General features: G+C 50.8%; 22 protein-coding genes. 8 read left to right on the forward strand and 14 right to left on the reverse strand.

Annotated elements, in window-relative coordinates:
* The first annotated feature begins 197 nt into the window (after positions 1–197).
* The 5 genes from FMR86_RS02595 (at position 198) to FMR86_RS02615 (ending at position 6016) form a co-directional block, all read left to right on the forward strand.
* Positions 198–3407, forward strand: a complete 3210-nt coding sequence (locus FMR86_RS02595; RefSeq protein ID WP_163349522.1) for a DEAD/DEAH box helicase — start codon at positions 198–200, stop codon at positions 3405–3407.
* A gap of 91 nt (positions 3408–3498) precedes the next feature.
* Positions 3499–4167, forward strand: coding sequence for a PilZ domain-containing protein (locus FMR86_RS02600; protein WP_163349523.1), 669 nt, complete (start codon positions 3499–3501; stop codon positions 4165–4167).
* Positions 4168–4297: 130 nt separating this feature from the next.
* Positions 4298–4600, forward strand: a complete 303-nt coding sequence (locus tag FMR86_RS02605) for a hypothetical protein (RefSeq protein ID WP_163349524.1) — start codon at positions 4298–4300, stop codon at positions 4598–4600.
* 163 nt (positions 4601–4763) lie between these two features.
* On the forward strand, positions 4764–5420 hold the full coding sequence (locus tag FMR86_RS02610; RefSeq protein ID WP_163349525.1) for a PilZ domain-containing protein: 657 nt from the start codon (positions 4764–4766) through the stop codon (positions 5418–5420).
* A 53-nt stretch (positions 5421–5473) separates the two neighbouring features.
* Positions 5474–6016: a hypothetical protein gene (locus FMR86_RS02615; RefSeq protein WP_163349526.1), complete on the forward strand. Its 543-nt coding sequence runs from the start codon at positions 5474–5476 to the stop codon at positions 6014–6016.
* A 197-nt stretch (positions 6017–6213) separates the two neighbouring features.
* On the opposite strand, the gene FMR86_RS02620 is transcribed toward FMR86_RS02615, so the two are convergent.
* The 8 genes from FMR86_RS02620 to FMR86_RS02655 form a co-directional block, all read right to left on the reverse strand.
* Positions 6214–6777, reverse strand: coding sequence for a single-stranded DNA-binding protein (locus FMR86_RS02620; protein WP_163349527.1), 564 nt, complete (start codon positions 6775–6777; stop codon positions 6214–6216).
* A 12-nt stretch (positions 6778–6789) separates the two neighbouring features.
* Positions 6790–7143 (reverse strand): hypothetical protein, encoded by a 354-nt coding sequence (locus FMR86_RS02625; protein WP_163349528.1) that lies wholly within the window; start codon positions 7141–7143, stop codon positions 6790–6792.
* 72 nt (positions 7144–7215) lie between these two features.
* Complete coding sequence (locus FMR86_RS02630; RefSeq protein ID WP_163349529.1) at positions 7216–7866, reverse strand: biotin attachment protein; 651 nt, start codon at positions 7864–7866, stop codon at positions 7216–7218.
* Positions 7867–8195: 329 nt separating this feature from the next.
* Positions 8196–10448 carry an acetyl-CoA carboxylase carboxyl transferase subunit alpha/beta gene (locus FMR86_RS02635; protein ID WP_163349530.1) on the reverse strand — a complete coding sequence of 751 codons (2253 nt, stop codon included), beginning with the start codon at positions 10446–10448 and terminating at the stop codon, positions 8196–8198.
* 1 nt (position 10449) lies between these two features.
* Complete coding sequence (locus tag FMR86_RS02640) at positions 10450–11868, reverse strand: biotin carboxylase N-terminal domain-containing protein (protein ID WP_163349531.1); 1419 nt, start codon at positions 11866–11868, stop codon at positions 10450–10452.
* A 21-nt stretch (positions 11869–11889) separates the two neighbouring features.
* Complete coding sequence (locus FMR86_RS02645) at positions 11890–12255, reverse strand: PilZ domain-containing protein (RefSeq protein WP_163349532.1); 366 nt, start codon at positions 12253–12255, stop codon at positions 11890–11892.
* Between the two features lie 136 nt (positions 12256–12391).
* Entirely contained in the window at positions 12392–13141 is a 750-nt protein-coding gene (locus FMR86_RS02650; RefSeq protein ID WP_163349533.1) for a flagellar motor protein MotB, read from the reverse strand.
* A gap of 3 nt (positions 13142–13144) precedes the next feature.
* On the reverse strand, positions 13145–13897 hold the full coding sequence (locus tag FMR86_RS02655; protein WP_163349534.1) for a motility protein A: 753 nt from the start codon (positions 13895–13897) through the stop codon (positions 13145–13147).
* Between the two features lie 111 nt (positions 13898–14008).
* Between FMR86_RS02655 and FMR86_RS02660 the strand changes: the two genes are divergently transcribed.
* Entirely contained in the window at positions 14009–14836 is an 828-nt protein-coding gene (locus FMR86_RS02660; RefSeq protein WP_163349535.1) for a purine-nucleoside phosphorylase, read from the forward strand.
* 183 nt (positions 14837–15019) lie between these two features.
* Positions 15020–15688, forward strand: a complete 669-nt coding sequence (locus tag FMR86_RS02665; protein WP_163349536.1) for a hypothetical protein — start codon at positions 15020–15022, stop codon at positions 15686–15688.
* A gap of 204 nt (positions 15689–15892) precedes the next feature.
* On the opposite strand, the gene FMR86_RS02670 is transcribed toward FMR86_RS02665, so the two are convergent.
* The 5 genes from FMR86_RS02670 to FMR86_RS02690 form a co-directional block, all read right to left on the reverse strand.
* Complete coding sequence (locus tag FMR86_RS02670; RefSeq protein WP_163349537.1) at positions 15893–16708, reverse strand: ATP-binding protein; 816 nt, start codon at positions 16706–16708, stop codon at positions 15893–15895.
* Positions 16709–17106: 398 nt separating this feature from the next.
* Entirely contained in the window at positions 17107–18708 is a 1602-nt protein-coding gene (hcp, locus tag FMR86_RS02675) for a hydroxylamine reductase (RefSeq protein WP_163349771.1), read from the reverse strand.
* A 265-nt stretch (positions 18709–18973) separates the two neighbouring features.
* Positions 18974–19237: a ferredoxin gene (locus tag FMR86_RS02680; protein ID WP_306770943.1), complete on the reverse strand. Its 264-nt coding sequence runs from the start codon at positions 19235–19237 to the stop codon at positions 18974–18976.
* Between the two features lie 88 nt (positions 19238–19325).
* The gene (locus FMR86_RS02685; protein ID WP_163349539.1) at positions 19326–20633 is read right to left on the reverse strand and encodes a 4Fe-4S binding protein; all 1308 of its coding nucleotides are present in this window, start codon (positions 20631–20633) and stop codon (positions 19326–19328) included.
* A 27-nt stretch (positions 20634–20660) separates the two neighbouring features.
* Positions 20661–21284, reverse strand: coding sequence for a 4Fe-4S binding protein (locus FMR86_RS02690; protein ID WP_163349540.1), 624 nt, complete (start codon positions 21282–21284; stop codon positions 20661–20663).
* Positions 21285–21394: 110 nt separating this feature from the next.
* Between FMR86_RS02690 and FMR86_RS02695 the strand changes: the two genes are divergently transcribed.
* Positions 21395–22075 carry a Crp/Fnr family transcriptional regulator gene (locus FMR86_RS02695; RefSeq protein WP_163349541.1) on the forward strand — a complete coding sequence of 227 codons (681 nt, stop codon included), beginning with the start codon at positions 21395–21397 and terminating at the stop codon, positions 22073–22075.
* Here the strand turns inward: FMR86_RS02695 and FMR86_RS02700 are convergent.
* Positions 22072–23076, reverse strand: a complete 1005-nt coding sequence (locus FMR86_RS02700) for a chemotaxis protein (protein ID WP_163349542.1) — start codon at positions 23074–23076, stop codon at positions 22072–22074. The two genes, FMR86_RS02695 and FMR86_RS02700, sit on opposite strands and share 4 nt — an antisense overlap.
* Between the last annotated feature and the right edge of the window lie 15 nt (positions 23077–23091).

The following is a 23091-nucleotide window of genomic DNA, read 5'->3' on the forward strand; positions in this document are numbered from 1 at the left end:
TACATTGATAATATAAGCAGTATGGACTATTGTGGATTAAAAGCCAAGTAACGAACCGTTACAGATTGACCCGAATCGCTTTTTACTTTACGGATTCAGCGGAAGCGGTTTAACGCGTACTATTTTTACACTAAGCTATTTATTTCATATAAGATATAATAAACTATGGAAAGTTACAGTTCGGGGAAAACGTAATCATGTCTCAAAACGAAGAAGCTGTAGTAAAATCAATTCTCAAAGCATTTGTCTCAGACACCGTACCGGAATATATTCTGGACGGCGCACGCACGATCGTAAATTCTGACGGGGTCCTGAAACTCGATCTTAAAAAACGCGAACGCTACTGGGATGTGGACGCCACCATCCAAGGCGATGATTTTCAAAACTACTCCTCAGAGCTGGGTCTTAACCTGGCCGAGGAAAGCATAAACCATTACTGCAACTGCCCGGAATCCTTTTCCGGCGTGTGCAAACATGTGGGTGCTGCTGCATTAAAGCTGCTTCTCTCCCTTGATTCCGAGGAAGAAAAAGCCGAAAGCCAGAAGCAGGCCGACTGGCGCCAGAATTTCCGTTCATTCTTTGCCACGGAACTGGAGCCCGAAGCAGGCAAGCACTACATTATTTACCGCATGTACCCGGAACCGGAACGCTTGCAGGTGGCCTTTTTCCGGGCCCGCCAGAACAAGTCCGGCCTCTCTCAGGTGCAGAACGAAATAGAACTGCAGGATATCATCGAAAAACCGGAATGGGCCGAAACCTCGCCCAGCCTGCCGCATGTTTCCGAACAGATCGGGCACTACCTTGATTACCGCGGACACCGGGTGGAAATTCCCGCCGGGCTGCATGCATGGTTTTTTACTGCCATCAAAGACGAATATTACATGTTCCTGCGCGATACAGATATTCCCATCCGCATTGAAAGCAGAACCATGCAGCTAAAACTCTCCCCGGAACTTTCCGAGGAAGGTCTTTCATTCGACATCCTGCTTTCCGATGAAGGCAAACCGCCTTTCTCCATAATGGATGACGATGAAGTCTTTTTCTACGGCAGACTGCCGCTCTGGGTATACTGGAAACAGGGTTTCTACCCGGTCCAGACCACTCTTGCTCCCAAACTGGTGCAGGAAATGCGCATCCAGAATCCGGTCATCCCTCCCGGGGATATCCCGGAATTCCTTGACCGTGTCTGGACCCAGATTCCGGTTTCCGACCTGCACGACCATGAGGAATTCCTTGAGAAGATGCAGCCGTTCTTTGTACCGGCCACATTCAATCCCAAGCTCTACCTCAACGAGGAAGGTTCACTGCTGACCATCAGGGTCGACAACACCTACGATACCGAGCATGGGGAAATCTCCATGGGCGAACCCAACCCCGACCTGCAGACCGGAAGCTACAAGGATGGCGAAAAATCCTATCTTGTACGCCGTGCTCAGGACGAGGAAGCACAGCTTTTTGCCGAACTGCGCGACATGGGTTTCCAGCCGCGTAACAACTCCATCTGGTTCATGGAACAGGAAGCGGCCATCACCTTCCTGCTGGACCACTATCCGCAGCTGGTTGAAGCCTACCGCATCTACGGTGAGAAAAACCTGACCCGTTACAAGGTAAGGCTGACCAATCCGCAGATTGTTGCCGAAGTTGAAACAGACGAAGACAACAAGTGGTTCAACCTCGACATCAACGTTGAATACGATGACCAGCGCGTGCCCATTGAAAAAATATGGGAAGCGTGGAGTCAGGGCAAACGTTATGTCCAGCTCAAGGACGGCTCTTACACCAGCCTGCCCGAATCATGGCTCAAGAAACTCAGCCACAAGCTCAAGGCTCTGGGTTACGATCCCGAACAGCCTCCGCGCCAGCAGTTCGAGCAGTATGAAACTCCGGTGCTGGACAAGATCATCGAAGACCTTCCCGACGCCAAGACTGACGAACATTTCGTCAAACTGCGTGAGAAGATCCACAACTTTGATGAAATCAAAATGCTTGATCAGCCCAAGGCACTGAATGCGACCCTGCGTCCCTATCAGGTACAGGGCCTCAGCTACCTGAACTTCCTGCGCGACTACAAGTTCGGCGGCATCCTTGCGGATGAAATGGGTCTCGGTAAAACCATTCAGACCCTGTCCTTCATCCTTTCCCTGCACGAGCGGGGCATTACCGGACCGAACCTGATCATCGTGCCCACTTCGGTCATGCCCAACTGGGAACGTGAGGCGCAGAAATTCTGCCCGCACCTGCCGCTTTTGACCATTTACGGCTCAAGACGCGAGGACCTGTTCAAGAAAATTCCGGATTCAACAATCGTAATAACCACTTACGCATTGCTGCGCCGGGACCTTGAAGAGCTGCTCAAGCACGAATATACTTCTGTGATTCTGGATGAAGCCCAGAACATCAAGAACCCGAACACCATCACCGCCAAGTCGGTGCGCAAGCTTAAGAGTGACATGCGCCTCTGCCTTTCCGGTACGCCCATTGAGAACAACCTCTTTGAGCTCTGGTCTCTGTTCGAATTCCTCATGCCCGGCTTCCTCAGCTCACAGCATGCTTTCCAGAGGGGCATTGTCAAACCCATCAAGGATGGTGACGAAGAGACCCTCAACTATCTGCGCACAAGGGTGAAACCGTTCATCCTGCGCCGTACCAAGTCCGAGGTGGCCAAGGACCTGCCGCCCAAGATCGAGACCGTCCATTACTGCGATCTCATCGAGGAACAGCGCGAACTTTACAACGCCCTTGCCAAACGCCTCAAAGATCAGGTGCTCAAGGATGTGGACGAGAAAGGCATGGCCAAGAGCCAGATGTCCATTCTCGACGCACTGCTCAAGCTGCGCCAGATCTGCTGCCACCCGCGGTTGCTCAAGCTGGATATGCCCGGCCTGTCCACCAACCTGCCTTCCGGTAAATTCGACGCCTTCAAAGACCTCATCTTTGATATCGTTGAAGGCGGACACAAGGTGCTGGTCTTCTCCCAGTTCGTACAGATGCTGCACGTTATCCGTTCATGGCTGACCATTAAGGATATCCCCTTCACCTACCTCGATGGCTCCAGCAAGGACCGCTTCGAGCAGGTGGACCGCTTTAACGACAGCCCGGATATCCCCATCTTCCTGATCTCGCTGAAAGCAGGCGGTACCGGTCTTAACCTGACCTCCGCCGACTACGTCATCCACTACGATCCGTGGTGGAACCCGGCAGTGGAAAATCAGGCCACTGACCGTACCCACCGTATCGGCCAGAAACGTCAGGTCTTTGCTTACAAGATGATCTGCCAGAACACCGTGGAAGAAAAGATCCTCGGCCTGCAGGAAATGAAGAAGAGCGTTGCGGATGCCATTATTCCGGGTCAATCCGCGCTCAAGTCACTCACCCGTGACGACCTCGAAATGTTGTTCGAAATTTAATGCAGCCGTAACAATTAAATGATTACCCGTGATTAAGTAGGCCCGGAACCGTCTTTTGGTTCCGGGTTTTTTATTTTCAGGAGTAATATCAATGAACAGCGATAATTTATCTATTCTGGCCTACACCGACAGTCACCAGCCCTACCGCAATTTTCAGAACCATTCCAAAATGGAAATAAAGTTCTGCTCTGATCTGGAACAATTTTTCCAGGAAGCACTGAGCCATGACTTTTCCGGGATGATCCTTGAAATGAAAAAAGTCATGTCCACCCCGGCCCGCGAACGCAACAAGATATTCACCCTTGCCGCAGACAAGCCCCTCATGCGTACCCGCATAAACAAAGGGGCAGCCATTTTTGTTGACGACCCGGACCGCTTCCGGGACCACTGCACCCAAAAGAAAAAAGCCCTTATCCGCCGCAACGACAGGGTGAATGTAGACCTGCAGAGCAAAATCAGCCACGGTGACGACCACGCCATGGCCAATAAATTTGATGCTGAAATAATCAATTTATCTGAAACCGGATGCTACCTGAAAACAGACACCGATCTCTCTGCAAACCAGCTCGTCAATATCAAAATCTGTAAGCTTGCCAACCAGCTTCCCATTTGCGGCGGTATCCGCTGGTCTACCATTCCCAAAGACGGTGTTTACGGCTACGGAATCCAGTTTATGAAAGCCGAGCCGGACCAAACTGCCCAACTATATACTGAATTCATTAAACCGGGACTGAAAAAAGAGACTGCCCCCTCCGCCTAGCCGCCTTTTTATAACCCGCAGAATTACTAATTCTCTACAAAAATAATGATTTGTTGTTGACAACAATTCATTATCTAATTTAATTGATATTGAAACTCAATTTCACAAACTTAATAATCCGGAGGAACAAATGTTTATTCCCGATTCAATGTGCGGATACTCAGCAGAGGTAAAACTTAACGAACGTGAAGCGGTCAAAATTTCATTATTTGAAGTACAATTCACCCAGAAAGCAATGATCCTGATCGGCATGGGCATAAAAAAACTGGCAGCCAAGCACGGCCTGCCCGAAGGAATCATCAAAGAACACATGAAGGGCAACCTCTTCATCGCTCCGCCCTCACAGCATCTTTACTTTCTCTTCCATGTACCGGAAATCGATGCGGACATGCATATTGCAATACCGCCCTGCCATTACTATTTCGTGGGTTAAAAATTAAGTTGAACACATATTTCACGGGAGGGAATCTGGCCAGATTTTCCACGTATCGTGTAAAGGAAAGTCCGTCTCCGGCACCTGCTCCGGCCTGCAGGTGAACAGATTTCTCCCGTGATATTTTTATACACTGACAAACTATTGGGGAATGGTGGAGGTAATGAGTCAGCAAAACAATCAGGTAATTATCTATACTGATAATCCTGAACAATATTCAAATTCAACACTCTCAGCATACGTAAAGCTGGAGTTCTGCTCCTGCCCGGCAAAATTCTGCCATGCTCTGCTGGAAAAAGAATATTCCGGGACAATTCTTGATGTACGCAAGGTCATGAACACGCCCTGCTGTGACCGAAACAGGATATTCACCATTTCATCCGGGATACCGACCATCAGAACCCTTGAAAAAGGAAAGAGGCCCGTTTTTCTGGACGACCACGAGAATTTCATCTGCGACTGCCTGACCCGCAAGTGCGCCATTCCGGGATCATCCTGCCCGATCAATGTCAATATGGCGGTGGAAATCAGCCTTGAAGATGATCCGGCCATGTCCCGGTCCGTGCACGGAACAATCCATCACATTTCGGAAAAAGGCTGCACTTTCCACACTGATGCGGATCTCAGGGACAAAAAATTTCTATTTCTTAAAATATTCTCTCTGAAAAACAGACTGCCCATCTATGCCGGCGTCTACAAAGCGCAGAGTAAGGCCCACTGCTCCTGCGGATTCAGGGTAAAATTTCTGGATTTAAAAGATGACCAGAAGGAAGAAATAATCGAGGCAATCAAATCGGATGAATCCACGGCACTGGAGTAGAGCACGGCTACCCCATAGACATGCAAGGTCAGGCTGTGCGATACTTCGGCATTATGACCCAAAAGCCTGTGCAGATACCCCGCATTCTGACCTGCCTGTCACTTTTCCTGCTGCTGTTTTCAATCAGCGGCTGCTCATTTTTTTACCAGCCCATTGAGCAGGCTCAGGAATACACCCGCCATCATGAATATGACGCGGCTGTGGACAAGCTCAGCGACATCATCGATTCAGATTATTCCGAAGAAGAAAAAGCGCACGCATTCATGCTCCGAGGGCAGGCTTATACATCACTGAAAGAATACCGCTACGCCTACCGGGATCTGCAGGTGGCCTGGAAACTTGCCTGCCATATCTATCAGGTCTCACCGCCTGCAGAGCCTGTAACCGCAGCTGAAGAACCGCAAGCACCGCCCGCAGAAAACGGCACGCAGCAATCCCCCGCCCCGGCTCCCTTTGTCCCTGCACGGGCCTGTATTGAGCAGTTGCCCCGGCTGATTGATGAGCTGAAACCCTTCACCAGCGAATTCGGGGCCATCATGGCTACGCAGGAAGCTTCAGCCATTGTGAAGGAGATGTTTCCGGATATGCCCAGATAAAGGCAGATTTGCTGCGCTTCGCGCTTTTTGATGAATTGATTTCGCCTCCGGCGGCTTAAAACCTTTTTGAAAAAGGTTTTAAGAATTCCCAAAACTTTTAGTTGGACTTCGCCATCTTGTCTGCTTAATCCGCATAAATTAAAAAATCCCCAATCTCAGTGAGATTGGGGATTTGATTTTGCAATTTCAAAACCTGCTTAGAACGGGACTTCGTCCATTCCGCTGGCTTCGGAAGGAAATGCGGGACCGAGGTCCTCTTCTTCCTGAAAACCGCCGCCCTGCTGTTGCTGCTGGGGCTGCTGGTTGTTGTACTGTTGCTGCTGGGGCTGGCCCTGATAGCCGCCACCCTGCTGCTGGTTGTTGTACTGGCCGCCGCCCTGCTGCTGGTATCCACCCTGCTGCTGGCCCTGATAGCCGCCGTCCTGTCTGCTGTCGAGACCCTGAACGTTGTTGGCGACGATTTCAGTGGTGTAGCGGTCCTGACCGTTCTGGTCCTGCCACTTGCGGGTCTGGAGCTTGCCTTCAACCATGACCAGACGGCCCTTGGAGAGATATTTACCTACGAATTCGGCAGTGTGTCTCCAAGCGGTGACGCGGTGCCATTCGGTTTTATCAACCTTCTGTCCGGTATTGCGGTCCTTGTAACCTTCATCAGTCGCAACCGAAAAGTTGACAAATGCCTGACCGGATGTGGTGTATGAAAGTTTCGGGTCCTGCCCGATACGTCCTATCAATATAACTTTGTTCATGCTTCCAGCCATTTAGGCCCCCATTTATCTGAATTTTCTTTTGGATGCTATTTTTTCCGCTACGCTCAGCTCGTCTTCAAGATCATAACTGATAGTATTGGCTTCCGAAGCTTTCCAATCGCCAAGGGCTTTTTCCATGCGCAGTTTGAGATCAAACGCCTTACGGATGGAATCAGCCATGGCCTCGGCTTTTTCATCGGGAATCATGCCCAGTTCCAGCCTGTCCTTAAGGTCCTCGACTAACTCGACAACTCCGTGCGGACGGCCTTCCACGTGGGGTTCTTCCCATGCGGTTTCAACCAGATAAGGCCACTTTTTCTCAACTTCGGCCTCATCATACGTGCGGGCCATGACCCTGATCTGAAGAACATTTCCCATGCGAAAATCCTTTATTAATACGGAAAAAAAGAGTCCGTCAATGGCTACATTTTAAAAGGGCGAAAGAACTTGTTAGTCAACCTCTTCCCATTCGCTCTGAACGCGGTTCACAACTTCCTGAATCTGCTTGAGCTGGTCAGCCGGGCAGATACCGATCAGAGGCTGTGCTGCGTCAACGTTATCACCGTTATGAAAATAAACGGAATAAATGAGACCCTCAGGACCGCTGTAGTTAAGCGGGGTTTCCCTCTTCATGCGGGAAACTATGAACAGGTCCATACCTTCGGTAACCTTAACGGAACGCTCGCCGGAGCCTTTAATCTTGGCATCAACTTCAGGGGTGAAGTAGTACTTCGCTTTTTCCGGGGCATTGAACAGGAAAAGTGCTTTCTTGAGAATCAGCTGGATAACCTCTTCCTTGGAAAGGAAATGGCGGATTTTGATCAGCACTTCGCCGGCTTCCACAAAACGGCCTTCGAGATCTTCACGAATGGAAACAATCTCGCCCTTTTCAGGAGCGGTAATGTTCTTGGTGTTGCGCTCGCGGGTGAGCTTTGCCAACACGGTTCCGGGTTTTTCCTTCCATTCGCCGGAAGGTCCGTTCACTTTATCACCCACTTTCAGTCCGGTAAATTCCACAGATCCGGTATGGGGTACGGATATTTCGATTTCCTCGTAAGGAGAAGCCTTGATCTCTTCAAGCAGTTCTTTAATATTCAGCATTATATTAACCTCTGGATTATTTTCACTTATATTTCACCATCATGGGCGAAGATCAATTTCTTACATTAAAAACCGAAGCCTTTGAATCCGGCATCCGGTCCGGGCAATTTGCAAATATTATCAGGCAAAGTCAACCTGAAGAAACACTCCCTAACACAGAAAAGTAAATACGATAAGCACCTACACAAACGTAGGTAAGTCTAACTCAACGCACACTTCACCAGATAAGGCGGCAAAGCCCTACTAAAAAGTTTTGGGATTCTTAAACCCTTTTCCCAAAAGGGTTTAAGCCCCCGGAGGGACCGCCGGTAGGCTTGACGAAGGCATTCTTATCTATAATATAAATTCCTGCCGCCCATGGTCATGAATGCCTCTGCTATATTGCGCCCCATTTCGCGACGATCCCAGATACCCTGAATATGCCCGCGAGCAAGGGCGTTCCACGCATTGTGGTAATCAGGCGGTATGGGAATCCCGGTGGTCTCGGTGATAACCCGCGGTCCGGCAAAACCGATCTTTGAAGACCTGATTCCGAACTGGTAGGGGGAACAGCCCAGAAAACTGGCCACCGAACCACCATAGGAATTGGTATCGTAAATAACCAGATAAAGCCCCCCGGCATCCACATAACGGCGCAGGGCCATGGTGCAGCGCGGCATCTGGAGCACCCCGTTGGTACCTTCCTGAATGCGGATTCCGGCTGTCCCATGGGCATAAAAAACCAGCGGCAGCTGCTTGCGCTGGGCCCTTTCCGCTGCCCGAATAATTTTCTCACCTTCGGCAGCACCTACGGAACCACCCCGGAACGGTGCCGCAAGGCAGATAACTACCGCATTTATGCCGTCCATGCGGGTCTCAAAGGTAATACAAGATGAGCGCAACCCGGTCTTTTTGCGGGCCTCATCCAGCTTAAGGTCAAATCCTTCGTAGTTCAGCGGATTAGCGGATTCTATTCCTGAGTTAAACTCAAAACCTTCGGCATAATTGAAAATATTATACAGATACCACTGATATTCCATGGAAAAATGGTGTCCGCAATTGCTGCAGACCCCGGCGAAATCCCCGAAAAGATCCGGTGCCCAAAGATCAAGACAACCCTCGGCAGCGGAATTGGGGCAACTGAAAGTGCGGTCTTCCCGGCACTTGGGACTGCTGTACTTCCAGCGTCCTTCCTCAAAACAGGGCGACTGGTCCGAGGTGGACAAACAGAGCAGCTTATCCCGTACATCGCTGGAAATTTTAGCAGTTGTACCATTCCCGGACTGCCCTTTCTTCAGCAGCCGGGAGGTGCGTTCCTTGACCAGATGGGCCTCGGCCTGAATCTCTTCCATACCCTGCTTGGCTGCACGAACGGTCCGCCCCACCATATTGTAGACGAACAAGGATTTGGTGGCCCAGGCCATCCCCTGCACAGCCGCTCCCATCTTCAGGAACACGGAACGCTGATCCATGTAGGCGGAAGTTGAGAGACGGCGGAATTTTTCATAACGCTTTTCCACCAGCCGCGCACGGGCACTGGAGCTCAAGGCCCAGCGCATGAAAACATCCTCGCCATCTTCCGGCCCTTTCTGTTTGAGAGCCATGGCCCGGAACAACTTAAGCCCCTTTACGGAAATGCAGACCTCGTTGGTGGCCCGGATAACCTCGGAACGCAGATTTCGGAAAAAATCATAGCTGGCAATTTTGGCTCCAAGATGCGGCTCCTGAATAACCCGGTCAATATAGCCCATGTCGAGGTTCTCTTCAGCGGTAATGCCGAGTTTGCGGGCGCAGCCGGCGATCAGGGAATCATCAACTCTTTTGCCGTCGCGGAGATTGGCCTCAATTGCCGCCGCGCCTTCCGGTGAGATGACCGAGTAGTAGCCGTGAGAAAGCATGAGCCTGCGGTCGGCAAGGCCGATGGCCTCGGCACCGCCGGACCCGCCTTCAGAAATAACAGAGATAATGGGCACATCAATCCTGCCCATCTCATAAATATTCTTGGCAATCTGCTGCGCCGCACCGGGGTAATCCTCAATGGGATAGGAACCGGGGGTAAAAATATAAGTGTGGATGGGAATTCCTTCTGCCTGCGCAACCTTCATGTAGTGCAACGCCTTGGCATTTCCCCACGGCTTGACTGAGCCGCCGTTGCGAAACTCCTGCCCGTGCCCTTTCTCCTGCCCGATAACCATGACCGGCTGGTGGACAACCTTCTGCCCTACCCTGCGGGTGATGTAGGCTTGAGCAATGAGCATGGAAGGATCGATACTGAACTCGCCCAGCCCCCCCAGTTCGGTGTAGTTGTCGTAAACATTTTCCAGAATATCGGTCAGGCAGATACGCTGCGGATGACGCACAATGCGCACCCGGTCCATGGCGGTCAGCTCTTTTTCCAGTTTGGATTCAAGAAAAGAAAAAAGATCCTCAAGACGGGCCAGCCTGCTCAGGGAATCTTTAGTGGAAATGGTCCCGCGCAACTCACGAAACTCAGTCAGTTCGGAACTGAGCATGCTGATATTGGCATTTTCCAGATTCCCGAAAATGTCCTTGATATAGTTGAGCCGCTCCGCAAGAGCGTTGATGCGCTTATCAATATTCATACTAAAATTCCAGCAGACCGGAAGTCTTATCAATCAGATAGGAAATATTGGACTCAAGCTTCCTGCCCGCACGGTCCTGCCCCTGCAATACCAGTCCGTTCAAAAATTCCACACCGCGCTGTTTAGCCTCTGTCAGATTGCCCCCGCGCACAATTGCCAGCGCAAGGTTGGGATCAAATTCTGTAGGGATCTCATAAGACCGGTCAGTGGGAACCTGTGTGTAAACTTCCAGCCAGCTCTGGTCCTGCCAGCCGAAGTCTTCAATTTTGCCCACCCACGGAGCAAAATCATTATCCGGATTCTCGGCAATAATGCGGTACTCGATAGCGACACCGGACAGCTCAACATCGCTCTGATTATAATTGATGGCATCGCCGAGTCCAAGACGGACCTGCTCACGCACGATGTTCACGTTTCGCTCATCCTTGATGGCTGAGATGGCCGCAGAAACCCCGTTTTCAACCTGAATACGGGTGTTGACCTCCATGAGGAACGGCTCCCCGCGAGGGGTGACTATCCATTCCCATGTGCCCACATTATCGTAATTAACAGCCCGGGCCATAGACAGGGAATGTTCGGTAATGCTCTCCAGTACTTCGGAAGCATTGAAAATATAATGGATTTCGTCCGGCGCGAAACCGGGCGCAACTTCGATCCGTTTCTGGTTTCCGCTGCTTTGCACCGAACAATTGCGGGTACCGAAATGAACATGCTTTTTACCGCTGCGTTCGCAGACCACCTGAACTTCCAGATGATTGAAGCCGTAGATACGCTGCTCTATGAGCACGCCTTCATCATTGAACTGACGCTTGGCGTAATTACGGATGCGGCGATAAACAGAACGGAATTCATCAGGATCATTGACTTCTTCAATGCCCATGCCCCCGCCCCCGGCGGAAGCTTTGACCATGATAGCCGGGGCTTGGAATCCCTGTTCCCGCTGAAATGCAAAAAGGCTGTCGGCAAGCTCGACAGCCTCAAGTTCATCATAAATAGGACTGTCGGACCCCGGAACAGTGGGGACGCCCAGACTGCGCGCAAGACGTTTGGTATTAATCTTGTCGCCCAGTTCCTGAATCACCCGCCACGAAGGCCCGATAAAAATAAGCGGTTTTTCGCGCCTGACCACCCGGCGCGCAAAACGGAAATCCTCAGCAAAAAAACCGTATCCCGGATGAATGGCCGTGGCCCCGCTACGGTCTGCGACACTGAAAATCTCATTGGCGTCCCGGTATGAGCTGATGCGGAAAAGGCTCTCCTCCCCTCCGTTCTCACGCGCGAAACGCACATGCCCGCTCTCAGAATCCGGCTCCGTGTATACGCAGACAAAATCCTGATTAAGCTCCAGACAAGCCCTGGCTATCCTGATGGCGATCTCACCCCGGTTGGCGATGAGGACCTTATGTTCACCTTTGTACACTGCTCAGCACCGGACCAATAATCAGGACGCGCCTTTTTTCTTGCGCAGCTGAATCATCCGCTTCTGGACTTCAAGAACAAGCTTATCAAGCCGCGCTTCCTGATATTTATCCAGATCAATGTAAACACAGCCCATAAGCCCTTTACCTATGTCGCGCACGATTTTGATATCAAGCCCGGTCAAAAGCTCTTTTTTGCCAAGGACAAAATCCACCTTGAACTGCTGTTCTACTTCAAAGGTGTCTTTCCCGGCGGAAAAAGCAAGACCGTTAACACTGAAATCCTTCACGCTATAAGGGGATTTTTTGCCTTCAATCTTGAGAGCAAGCCCCGGAAGACTTGTCCTGAAAGCACCTCTGGCCGAACTGCTATCGAATGAAATATCCATCCTACTCTCCAATCGTAAATTCAAATGATTAACGTCGATGCCTCCAAAGCACGACCTTAACATCTCCTTCCTGCAATAAAACCATGTTTATGGCGGAAGTTAAATTTTAATTTTCATTTTTTTTATAACCCTGCCCTTAAGGACCGGTCATTATCTTATCCAGAACAAATTCAACCCGCCGGTTGCGCTGACGGTTGCGGGGAGAATTGTTAGGCACAAGAGGGTCCATCTCCCCAAGTCCTGTTGCCGTAAGTCTGTTCGGCTTAATTCCCAGCTTCATAAGGTAGCGCAGGACATTTACCGCACGCAAAGATGAAATTTCCCAGTTGTCCTTCAGCCTGCTTTTGCTGCTGGGCTGGGTATCATCCGTATATCCTTTAATATTGATATACTGGTCCGGATGGCTGATGAAAAAATTCTTCAGGGCTTTTATTGCTGCCCGCCCTTTTTTACTGAGCTTCACCTGTCCGGAACTGAAAAGCACATCCGAGGGCAGCTTGATAGTGATCTTGCCGTCCTCGAATTTTGCGCTCATGATCCCTTCCACCCCTTTGGTGGTCTGCAGGTATTTAACATCTTCAAAGACCTTGCGCTGGGCCTTGATGATCTGCCTGCGGGTCACAACCTGATTGAGGATGGCCCCGGCCTCCTCACGCGAAACCTTGCTGGTGGCTATCTTCTGCAATTTTCCGCTGATGGATTTACTGACCGACTGGAAAGTCATATCAAATTTTTTCGCATCAATCTCGGACATGGAATAAAGCAGGATAAAGAAAACCAGCAGCAGCATGGATAAATCCGCAAAAGTGGTTATCCACTCATTAGGTTCATCCTCGTCCGCTTCTTCGCCGCCGATCAACGAGCCTTTCAGGAGTTCATCATCCATGGCTTAATCTCCACTTCTGTCCTTGGGCGCCTGGAATGAAGAAAGCTTCTCATAAACCAGACGGGGGTTGTTGTTCTCAAGGATAGACTTGGCGCCCTCGAAAATGATTTCAAGGTGCAGCTGTTCCTGCAGGGTTCTGGCTTTGAGCTTGGCACCGATGGGAATAAAAAGCAGGGTCGCCAGCAGGGAACCGTAAAAAGTGGTCAGGATGGCAACAGCCATGGCCGGACCGATGGACGCAGGGTCCTGCAGGTTTGAAAGCATCTGGACCAGACCGATCAGGGTACCGAGCATCCCGAAAGCGGGAGCCAGCCCGGCAAGACGTTTGTATACGTCCTGTGCAATCTTGTGGCGTCTTTTCATGGCCGAAATTTCAATCTGCAAAGTGGCGCGGATGAGTTCAGGATCGGCGTTGTCCGCGATCAGCTGGCAGGATTTACGCAGGACAACGTTTTCGGTCTGTACGTTTTCAAGGGCGATCAAACCTTCACGGCGGCTGATTTCAGCAACCTTGACCATGATGTTTACGACTTCGTTTACTTTGACCTTTCTGGAAGAAAAAGCCTTGAATCCGGCCAGCATGGCCTGCAGAACTTCCTCAAAAGGAAAAGCAACGCATATGGATGCCAAAGTCCCGCCGATAACAATCATCATGCCGGGAACGTTGACAAAGACATCAACCGCCCCGCCGATAAAAATCGCTCCCACAACAAGGGAAAGACCGACCAGCATCCCGATTAAGGTGGAAAAATCCATAGAATCCCGTTCTCTTTTGAGTTACTAGTTAAAACGGACGACAGACTTACTGCAGTGCTGTTTACAGCCGCATCCATCAAATTAAACCCGAAAATACGAGTAAAACTACCTATGACCTCCCCGGAATCTATACATACTATTAGCAGGCATATACTAGAAAAGATAGATAATTTTCAAGCCTCTGCAACAGGAATAATTCTCGGCTCCGGTCTTGGAGAAGCCATTACCAGACTGGACTCTCCCATTGAAATACCCTACTCCGAAATTCCCGGCTTCCCGCAATCCACTGTCAAAGGTCATTCCGGCAGTCTCATCTACGGATTTATAAAAGGAAAACCAGTACTTGTATTCAGCGGACGCTTTCACATCTACGAAGGGTACACTGCCGCCGAAGCCTGCACCCCGGTACGGGTAATGGGTGAACTGGGTATCAAAAAAATTTTCATCACCAATGCCGCAGGCGCGCTCAATCCGCAATTCGATGCCGGAGACCTGATGCTGATCACCGACCAGATCAACTTCACCGGGCACTCCCCGCTCAGCGGACCCAACAACGACCAATGGGGAGTCCGCTTCCCGGATATGAGCAAAGTGTACTGCGAAAAGCTGCGCGCAACCGCCACTCAGGCCGCCAAAGACAAGGGCATCCGCCTTGAACGCGGCGTCTACGTGCAGGTAACAGGTCCCAACCTTGAAACCCCGGCGGAAACCCGCATGTTCAAGCGTCTCGGCGCAGACGCGGTAGGCATGTCCACCGCCATTGAAGCCATTGCCGCCGTGCACATGGGCATTAAAGTCATGGGCGTCGCCTGCCTGACCAACAAAAACCTGCCGGACTGCATGGCCGAGACAACCCATGAAGCGGTAATCGCACAGGCCGCAAAATCATCAGCCGCCATGTCCGCGCTGATCAGAGAAATTATTTCCCGGCTGGATTAACCCCTGCCGGGAAAAGTGCCAATTTTCCGGCTTTATCTGCCCGGTTTTGCCGAAACAATTAAAATAGCCACGGGGTCAAGAGGCTGTATAAGCGGCTCTTTTATCCCGTGGCATTTTCATTGCATCCGATTTAGCGTCAGTAAACTATTGCCCTTGCTCATATTTTAAAAACAGGGAACTTTCATGAAAGGCAAAACAATCAGCTTGATAATGGCACTGGCCGCGCTTATGGCCCTTGGCGCATGTTCCGGATACAAGGAACGGACCTTGGATTATCTCGGCAAACGCCCCACAACCGGACCTTTTTTCAAAGAAGACAACACTCCCATGGTGGAGTTGAACTACAAGGCCGGGGACCAGATTTCCAACCAGCTTGAAGAACGGCTGCCTCCGGGATCACCCATTACCGTGACCATGTTCCGGCTGCGCGGCAGCAACCTGCAGACCGACTTCGCCAAGGTACTCACCGAGCAGGTTGCCTCACGCATTGCCCAGAAAGGGTTCGCCATTGTTGCTGACAGTTCCCGCTTCCCCACCACCGCCCTTGATGAAGACCTTGCGCCGCCGGAAAAATGCGTGCTAGCCGGTGCATATTCCGTGGGCACCGAACGCATCTTCATCACCGCCGCAGTATCCACCGTAGCCGATGGCGAAATCCTCGGGTCATGGGACTGGAACGTGCCGCTTAATTCCAGAACGCGCACCCTGCTGCCCATCAAGGAAGACCCGAACATCAGTCCCATGGTCAACACCTCCGGGCCGCTGGAAAAATCTGATTCCGCAGCGCAACCGCACTACGTGCCGGACCAACTCCACAACCAGCCCGGATTTGAGCAGGATATTATGAATTAAGAATGCCTTCGGCGACCCTCCGGGGGCCAAAGAACCCTTTTGAAAAAGGGTTCTCTGGACTCTCCTAAAACTTTTAGTAAGCTTCGCTACGAAAAATCTAAATAGTCTTAAAAATAGAAACGGGGCATTTCCGATCAATTCGGAAATGCCCCGTTTCAGCTTATATAGTCAAAGGAGGTAGATGAACCCTTCTTTATGTAAATCCTAGAGCGGCACAGGCTGGTCAAGTGTAGTCTTGGCCTTGAGCTGTCCGGTTCTGGTGAAGATAATCTTTTCAGCAGGGATGTCCGATCCGGCCTGCTTCAGTGCAGTAGCAACAATTCTGCTGAAATTGGAACAGCAGGGAACTTCCATTTCCAGCACAGTAACAGACCTAACCCCGCTGGTAGCGAAAATTTCAGTCAGTCGCTGCACGTACATCTGCACATCATCAAACTTGGGACAACCCATAAGCACCTTCTTACCCGGCAGGTAACGCTCATGATAACCGGGAACGGAAACCGCCACACAGTCTGCTGTCAGCAAGAGGTCCGCACCTTTCAGGAAAGGAGCGTCCGCAGGCACCAGACGGATCTGGATCGGCCAGTGGGTCAGCTGCGAGGGTCCGGCTTCAGCATCAGTAGGCACATTGGCCTGCTGACAGGGCGAAGCAGCCGGAGCAAAAGCTTCAATCTTCGAACCGGAACAGCCGCAACCGCCGGAAACAGGTTTGGCACCTGCATTATCCAGATGCAGACTCTTGGGATCAGGCATATGATTGGGAATGTCGCGCCCCTGCTCGGTCAGCAATTCCTTGACCGCTTCAGGGTCAAAGTCATCAGCTTCCACCTCAATCACCTTCAGTGCGCCTGTAGGACATTCGCCCAGACACGCGCCAAGGCCGTCACAGTATTTCTCAGCAACAAGCCTGGCCTTGCCGTCAATTATCTGCAGTGCGCCTTCTTCACAACCCGGTACACACTGCCCGCAACCGTCGCAAAGTTCCTCGTCTATAGAAATCATCTTACGTAATACTTTCATTTTATTATCCTCCTTGCCGTGCCTTGTAGGGCTCCGGCGGCCCTGCGGGGCTTAGGATTTGATGCGCTATCGCGCTTTTGATGGAAGCATTTTGCCTCCGGCGGCTCTCCGAGGGCCAAAGAAACTTTTTGAAAAAAGTTTCTCTGGACTCTTCAAAAACTTTTAATAGTTTTTAGCCAGTTATGAACTTCTTTGATTGTGCCTCAGGAGATTAAGCCCAAGACGGAAATTTGTATTAAACCTTAAACGACGCTCTAACAGGTAAAAATAAATTTATGAGGTTAAGTAAAATCTTCTGATTAAAAGAGCGACAGCTTATTAAAAAGTTTTGAGGGGATGGGGTCTGGGGAAGGGGAACTTTTCCCAAAAGTTCCCCTTCCCCAGCCGCCGGAGGCAAACTATCCTAAAATAGCTTTCAAATCTTCTTCAGGAGTGCTGATGGGCATGATGTTGAAGTTTTCAACGAGGAAGTTCAGCACGTTAGGTGTTACGAATGCAGGCAGACTGGGCCCGAGGCGGATATCCTTGATGCCGAGGTGCAGCAGGGTCAGCAGGATGGATACTGCCTTCTGCTCGTACCATGACAGGACCATGGACAGGGGCAGGTCGTTAACGCCGCATTCGAATGCGTCGGCAAGTGCTACTGCAATCTGGATTGCGGAGTAGGCATCGTTGCACTGTCCGATATCCAGCAGACGGGGGATGCCGCCGATGTCGCCGAGCTGCTTGTCAAAGAAACGGAACTTACCGCAGGCGAGTGTGAGGATTACGGTATCCTTGGGAGCCTGCTCTACGAAATCGGAGTAGTAGTTACGTCCGGGCTTGGCACCGTCACAACCGCCCACGAGAAAGAAATGCTTGATAGCACCGGCCTTCACGCCTTCGATTACCTTGTCAGCCACGCCGAGGACGGAATTGCGGGCGAAACCGCAGAGTACTGCGCCGTTATCGGTATCAGCTGCGAAACCGGGCAGTTCCTTGGCCTTTGCGATCACTTCAGCAAAATCACCGTTGGTTACGTGGGTAACTCCGGGCCAGCCGACAAGACCGGTGGTGTAGATGTTGCCCTTGTAGCTTTCAACAGGCTTCTGGATGCAGTTGGTGGTCATCAGGATGGCACCGGGGAATGCTGCGAATTCCTTGGCCTGATTCTGCCATGCGGTTCCATAATGGCCGTAGAAGTGGTCAAACTTCTTCAGCTCGGGATAGCCATGACAGGGCAGCATTTCACCGTGGGTGTAAATATTGATTCCGGTTCCTTCGGTCTGCTCGAGAAGCTGACGCAGATCCTTGAGATCGTGACCGGAAACGAGGATGGCCTTACCGGCTTTGGCACCGAGGGGAACTTCGGTAGGTACGGGATGTCCGTAGGCTCCAGTGTTACCCGCATCGAGAAGTTCCATGGCCTTGAGGTTCATTTCACCGCACTTCATGGCCCAGCCGACCAGATCTTCCATGCCCAGCTGCTGCGGGACTGCGGAAAGTGCTTCGTGAATCTGAGCGTAAAGTTCATCGTCTTCCTGACCTAGAATGGCGGCATGATCAACGTATGCTGCAACACCCTTGAGGCCGTATACAAGAATCTGCTTCAGGGAGCGCAGATCTTCATTTTCATCAAAGGAGGTTACGGGGAATGCTTCGCCCTGCTTGCTCAGTTCAGCAGCGGTGGCAGCAACCTTGGTTACCGGACCACAGTCAGCTTTAATCTTGGCGGCCAGCTCATCACGTGCGGCAGCAACGTTCTTAATGACCGGAACAAATCTTTCGTCGTCAAAGTTGACGTTAGTCAGGGTGGAGAAAACTGCTTCAGCGGTGAGGCGGTTAACGTCGTTGGATACTGCAATGCCTTCCTTGCGGGCAGCGGTGGCTACTGTTCCAAGCTCAACGCAAACCTGAACCAGAAGATCCTGAATGGCGGAAACCTGTTCGTTCTTGCCGCAAACACCTTTAACTGTGCAGCCCTGTCCTTTTGCTGTCTGTTCACACTGGTTGCAAAACATTTTAAACTCCTTTTCAGGTAATTGGTTTTCTACTTCTTCACTACCGAATACAGAAACAACCTTTTTAAGTATTTGATTCAGATCAAAAGCCATAAAATTTTCTCCCTTCCTGCTAAATACTGTTATTTAAATTAACCTGCCGCTGGCTATGCATTCATATCAGCCCCATCGGCAGGTTTCATCTCTCATTCGTTGAGTCCAAAATAGGAAAACAACGTTCAAAAGTATTTGATTCAGGTCAAAGGAGACATAATTTTATAATTTTTTATTCCTCCCAATAGATACAATTAGTCGGACAAAGCTCCATAGCCGATTCAACCTCAGACTCATCAGCCCCTTCGGGATTCTGAACCTGAGCCAGATCGCAGGCACCCATGGTAAAAACACCGGGACAGACTTCAACGCAAGCCTCACAGCCGACACATTCATCAACATCAACAACTACGGTACGAGTCATGGCGTTCTCCTTTTCATCATCAGGCCCGAACCTGAACCTATTAAGAATAACACAGTACAAATATCTTCCCAAAAAGATTTTTTATTTTTATCCATTTCAGGTAAAAATAATCATTACTATTAAATAAGTAAAGCTGTTTCCATGAGTTTCATGCAAAACATTAAATTCTTGCCACCCCAAGAAAAAGAGCATGCAGCGAAACTATCATGACCAGAAAAAACATTCTGGAATTACTGTAACTGAGAAATGGGAATTTGAACCTGAGGCTTCCGGTAGAACAACTGGAAACACAATCCCCGCAAAGAGTGCAGGATATGCCGGGCCGCCCGGCTTCAATGTCTTCCGGCTTAAGGGCGTTGTAGCGGCAAACCCTGCTGCACTTCATGCATTTGCAGCAGTCTGAAGAGATTTTCATCCGCCATGGAGAAATACGTCCCAGCAGGTTGGAAACAATGCCCATAGGACAAAATGCCGTGCAATGGACCATCATGCCCATATCGCGGGAAAAAACGAGCATAACCACAACACTGAGCAGCCCGAACTGCGATGCTGCCCAGACCGCCACCACCGACGAGATTCCCGCCCTGCGCATCTCCCATGCAACGCCGACAATCAATATCAGCAAAACAAGCCGCACCCATATCAACCGAGGGTTGAAATCCTTTGTCGGCGGTTTTCCTTCTTTACGGCTGCACAGGTCATCCCATGCCCCGATATAGCAGAGATGGCTGCACCATGCCGAGCCCACCAGCAGAACCGAGACCGTAAAAAGTATGGGCATAAAAAAACCGGAACCGCGGTAAACCGGACCGGCGGCAATAAGTGCGGGGATTGGCAGATGCAGTTTCCCGGTCATCAGGAATTGTTCCAGTCCGCTAAGACCGAGGGCCAGCTGCCCGAAAAACACCAAGGAGAACAAAGCCCAGATGCGCGGACGCATATACCTTGCCCCTTCCGGGCTGAACATCTTTCCGCCCAGCCATGATGCGTAAAAGGCCAGCAGAAATATCTCCGCCCTGCCCCAACCCGGAAAAAAGCGGTCAACCAGAAGTATGGGAAAAGAAACCTTGCTGCGGGTAATCTCAAGCAGGAGTGCAGTAAGCAGAAATATTGAAGCCCGGAACCACCCCTGTTCTGCGTTGCGGCTGAAACGTTCCCTCCCGGCAGAGGAGAAACAGTAGGCGGCGGAAAACAGGGTCAACGCAAATAGGGCACCCATAATCAAAGCCAGCCGAGTCCAATCCCCTCCGGTAAAAATGCGCAGGTTAATAAGTGCTGTCCCTTTATCAAGCCAGAGCAGAGAAGCACACCCGAGCAATATCCCGCTCACATTTCCGGCCCAGCGTTCACGGCTGAAAACCAACCCGGCAGCACCGACCATAAAAAAGACCAGACCGTTATCGCCGCCGCGCAACGCATGTGCTGCAAGCAGGAGATATGAAAAGGATATAAAAAAAAGTCCGGCCACGTTACCGTCCTGAGTTAAGAATAAATTTTAATCCAGCAGAAGTTTATCATGGCCGACCCGTTCCATGACCCAGCCGAAACGTTTACCGTCCACATAATTATCCATCCAGATTTTCATACATCTGGCAACAAGGTCCAATGCTTCTTCGCTGGTGTATACACCGGGCAGTTCCGTCGCCAGCCGGGGGTGCCGCCCCAGCCTGCCGCCGATAAGAAAACGCCAGCCGCTACGGGAGCAGGAAATAACTTCGGTGGGACAGACATTGGTACAATAGCCGCACACAAGACACTTCTCACGGGTGATTACCACTTTACCGTCAACAAGTTCCATAGCCTCGTCAGGGCAGGCCCGCACACATTCTTCACAGCCGATACAGCCGTCATGGTCAATTACCGGCACACAAGCCCGGATCAATCCGATATCAGCGATATGCGGCCGAGAACAACCGTTAGGACAGGATGCTCCGCTCACCGAAACCATCTTATGCCTGCTTATCTTATCCCCGAATCTTTGCTGCAGGAATTCAGGCCAGCCGCTGTTGTTGATTACTTTCTCAATGCGCCCGGCAAAGCCCTCATCCACAAACAGAGCAAAACGGCAACCGCCCTCGCCAGACCCGCGGCAGATATTTATTACGGCTGTTTTATTCATGATGTTTCCTTTCTTCATATTATCGGTTAGTTGACTATAGTACTGTTACTTGGCACAAACCCTGACTTAAGTCATTTACCGGACACCATTAATTATAAAAGAAAAATGTAATGAAAAAGACACATAATCTGGACAAAATAAGCCTTTTTGCAGGACTGAGTGCGGAGCAGCTGGAGAAAATCGGACAAATCATTGTATCCCGTGAGCTGAAAAAAGGGGAACAGATTTTCACCGCCGGAAGCGATGCCACGGGATTTTATTCTATTGAATCCGGTAAAGTCAAAATCTACCGGGAATCATTGGCCGGAAAAGAACAGATCATCCATATTTTCGGGGCCGGGGAAATCTTCGGGGAAGTGCCCGTTTTTCAGGGAGCCTGCTATCCGGCAAGCGCGGTAACTCTGGCTAAATCCACCCTGCTCTATTTCCCGCGCGACCGTTTTGAAAAGGTCATCCGTGAAGACCCGGATCTGGCAATGTCCATGCTGGCCCTGCTTTCCGGCAGGCTCCGCCAGCTGGTAAATCAGGTGGCCGCGCTCAGCCTGAGTGAAGTTCCGGCCCGGCTGGCAAGCTACCTGCTGCTGCTCAAGTCCACCCAGAATTCCAATGTGCTGGAACTGGACCTGCCCAAAGGATTGATCGCTTCGTATCTGGGAACAATTCAGGAAACCCTCTCCCGCGTTTTCAAAAAAATGAGCGAACAGGGGTTGATTAAAGTGGAACGTAAAACAGTTGAGATTATTGATGAAGCCGCGCTGGAACTCATTGCCAGCGGTGAAGAACAGCTTTAACCGTCACGCTTGTAAAGCCCGTTCAAATCCTCTCTGGCCTGCTTGACCAGCGTGGCGATCTGGGGCTTGGAGTACTGACGGTTTGCACCTACGGCGTCCCCTTTATGCAGCAGTTCTTCTGTGATCAGGGATGAAAAAAGATACACGGTCAGGTCACGCAGATTGGGGTCTTCCTTGATGCGCTTGGTCAGGGCGTGGCCGTCCATTCCCGGCATTTCAATATCCGAGACAACCAGCTGGATGAATTCGGAAACATGCAGTCCGGTCTTGGTTACTTTTTCAGAAATTTCTTCAAGGGCCTTCCAGATTTCAAGGCCGTTGGGATAGGCTTCAACCTCAAACCCACCCCGTTGAAGTGATTTTTGGACCAGATTACGCATGGACCGCGAATCATCGGCGCACAGAGCCTGATAAACGCAGTCAATGGATTCTTCCACCTCTTCAAGGGCAGCCTTGTCCCGCGCCGGATTAAGGTCTTCCATGGCCTGTTCAAGGTCAAGCACCTGCAGGATGCGGTCAGGATCGGTAAGCTTTACCGTACCGATGATGGTCCCTTCGGCATATTTAGCCATATCGCCCTGCAGGGATTCGAGCTCCTGCCAGCTGACCCGGTGAATGCGGTTGACTCCCGAAACAAGGAATGCACTGACAATCTCATTGAACTCGGTAACCAGCACCATGCGCCGGTCCTTGGAAACAGGCTCCATGCGCAGCCAGCCGCTGAGGTCGATAAGCGGAATGACCGTGCCCATAAATTCGAACATACCCAGTACCAGAGGGCTCTGCGGGTCAATATCCGGCGCGCCCTGCGGGGTGGAACCGTTATTCTTGCGCCCGGAAAAATTCTTCAGGTCGGCCTCACGGACAATCTTTTTGACTTTCGCAACGTTCAGACCGAAAGACCAGCGTTTGTATGTATCGCCGCTGCCTTCATCAAGATAGAGTTCCAGAAGTTCCACCTCGTTGGTACCGGACTCAAGCAGAATTTTACTACCCGTCATTACTGGCTGTCCCCT

The organism is Desulfovibrio sp. JC010, assembly GCF_010470675.1.
Lineage (GTDB): Bacteria > Desulfobacterota > Desulfovibrionia > Desulfovibrionales > Desulfovibrionaceae > Maridesulfovibrio.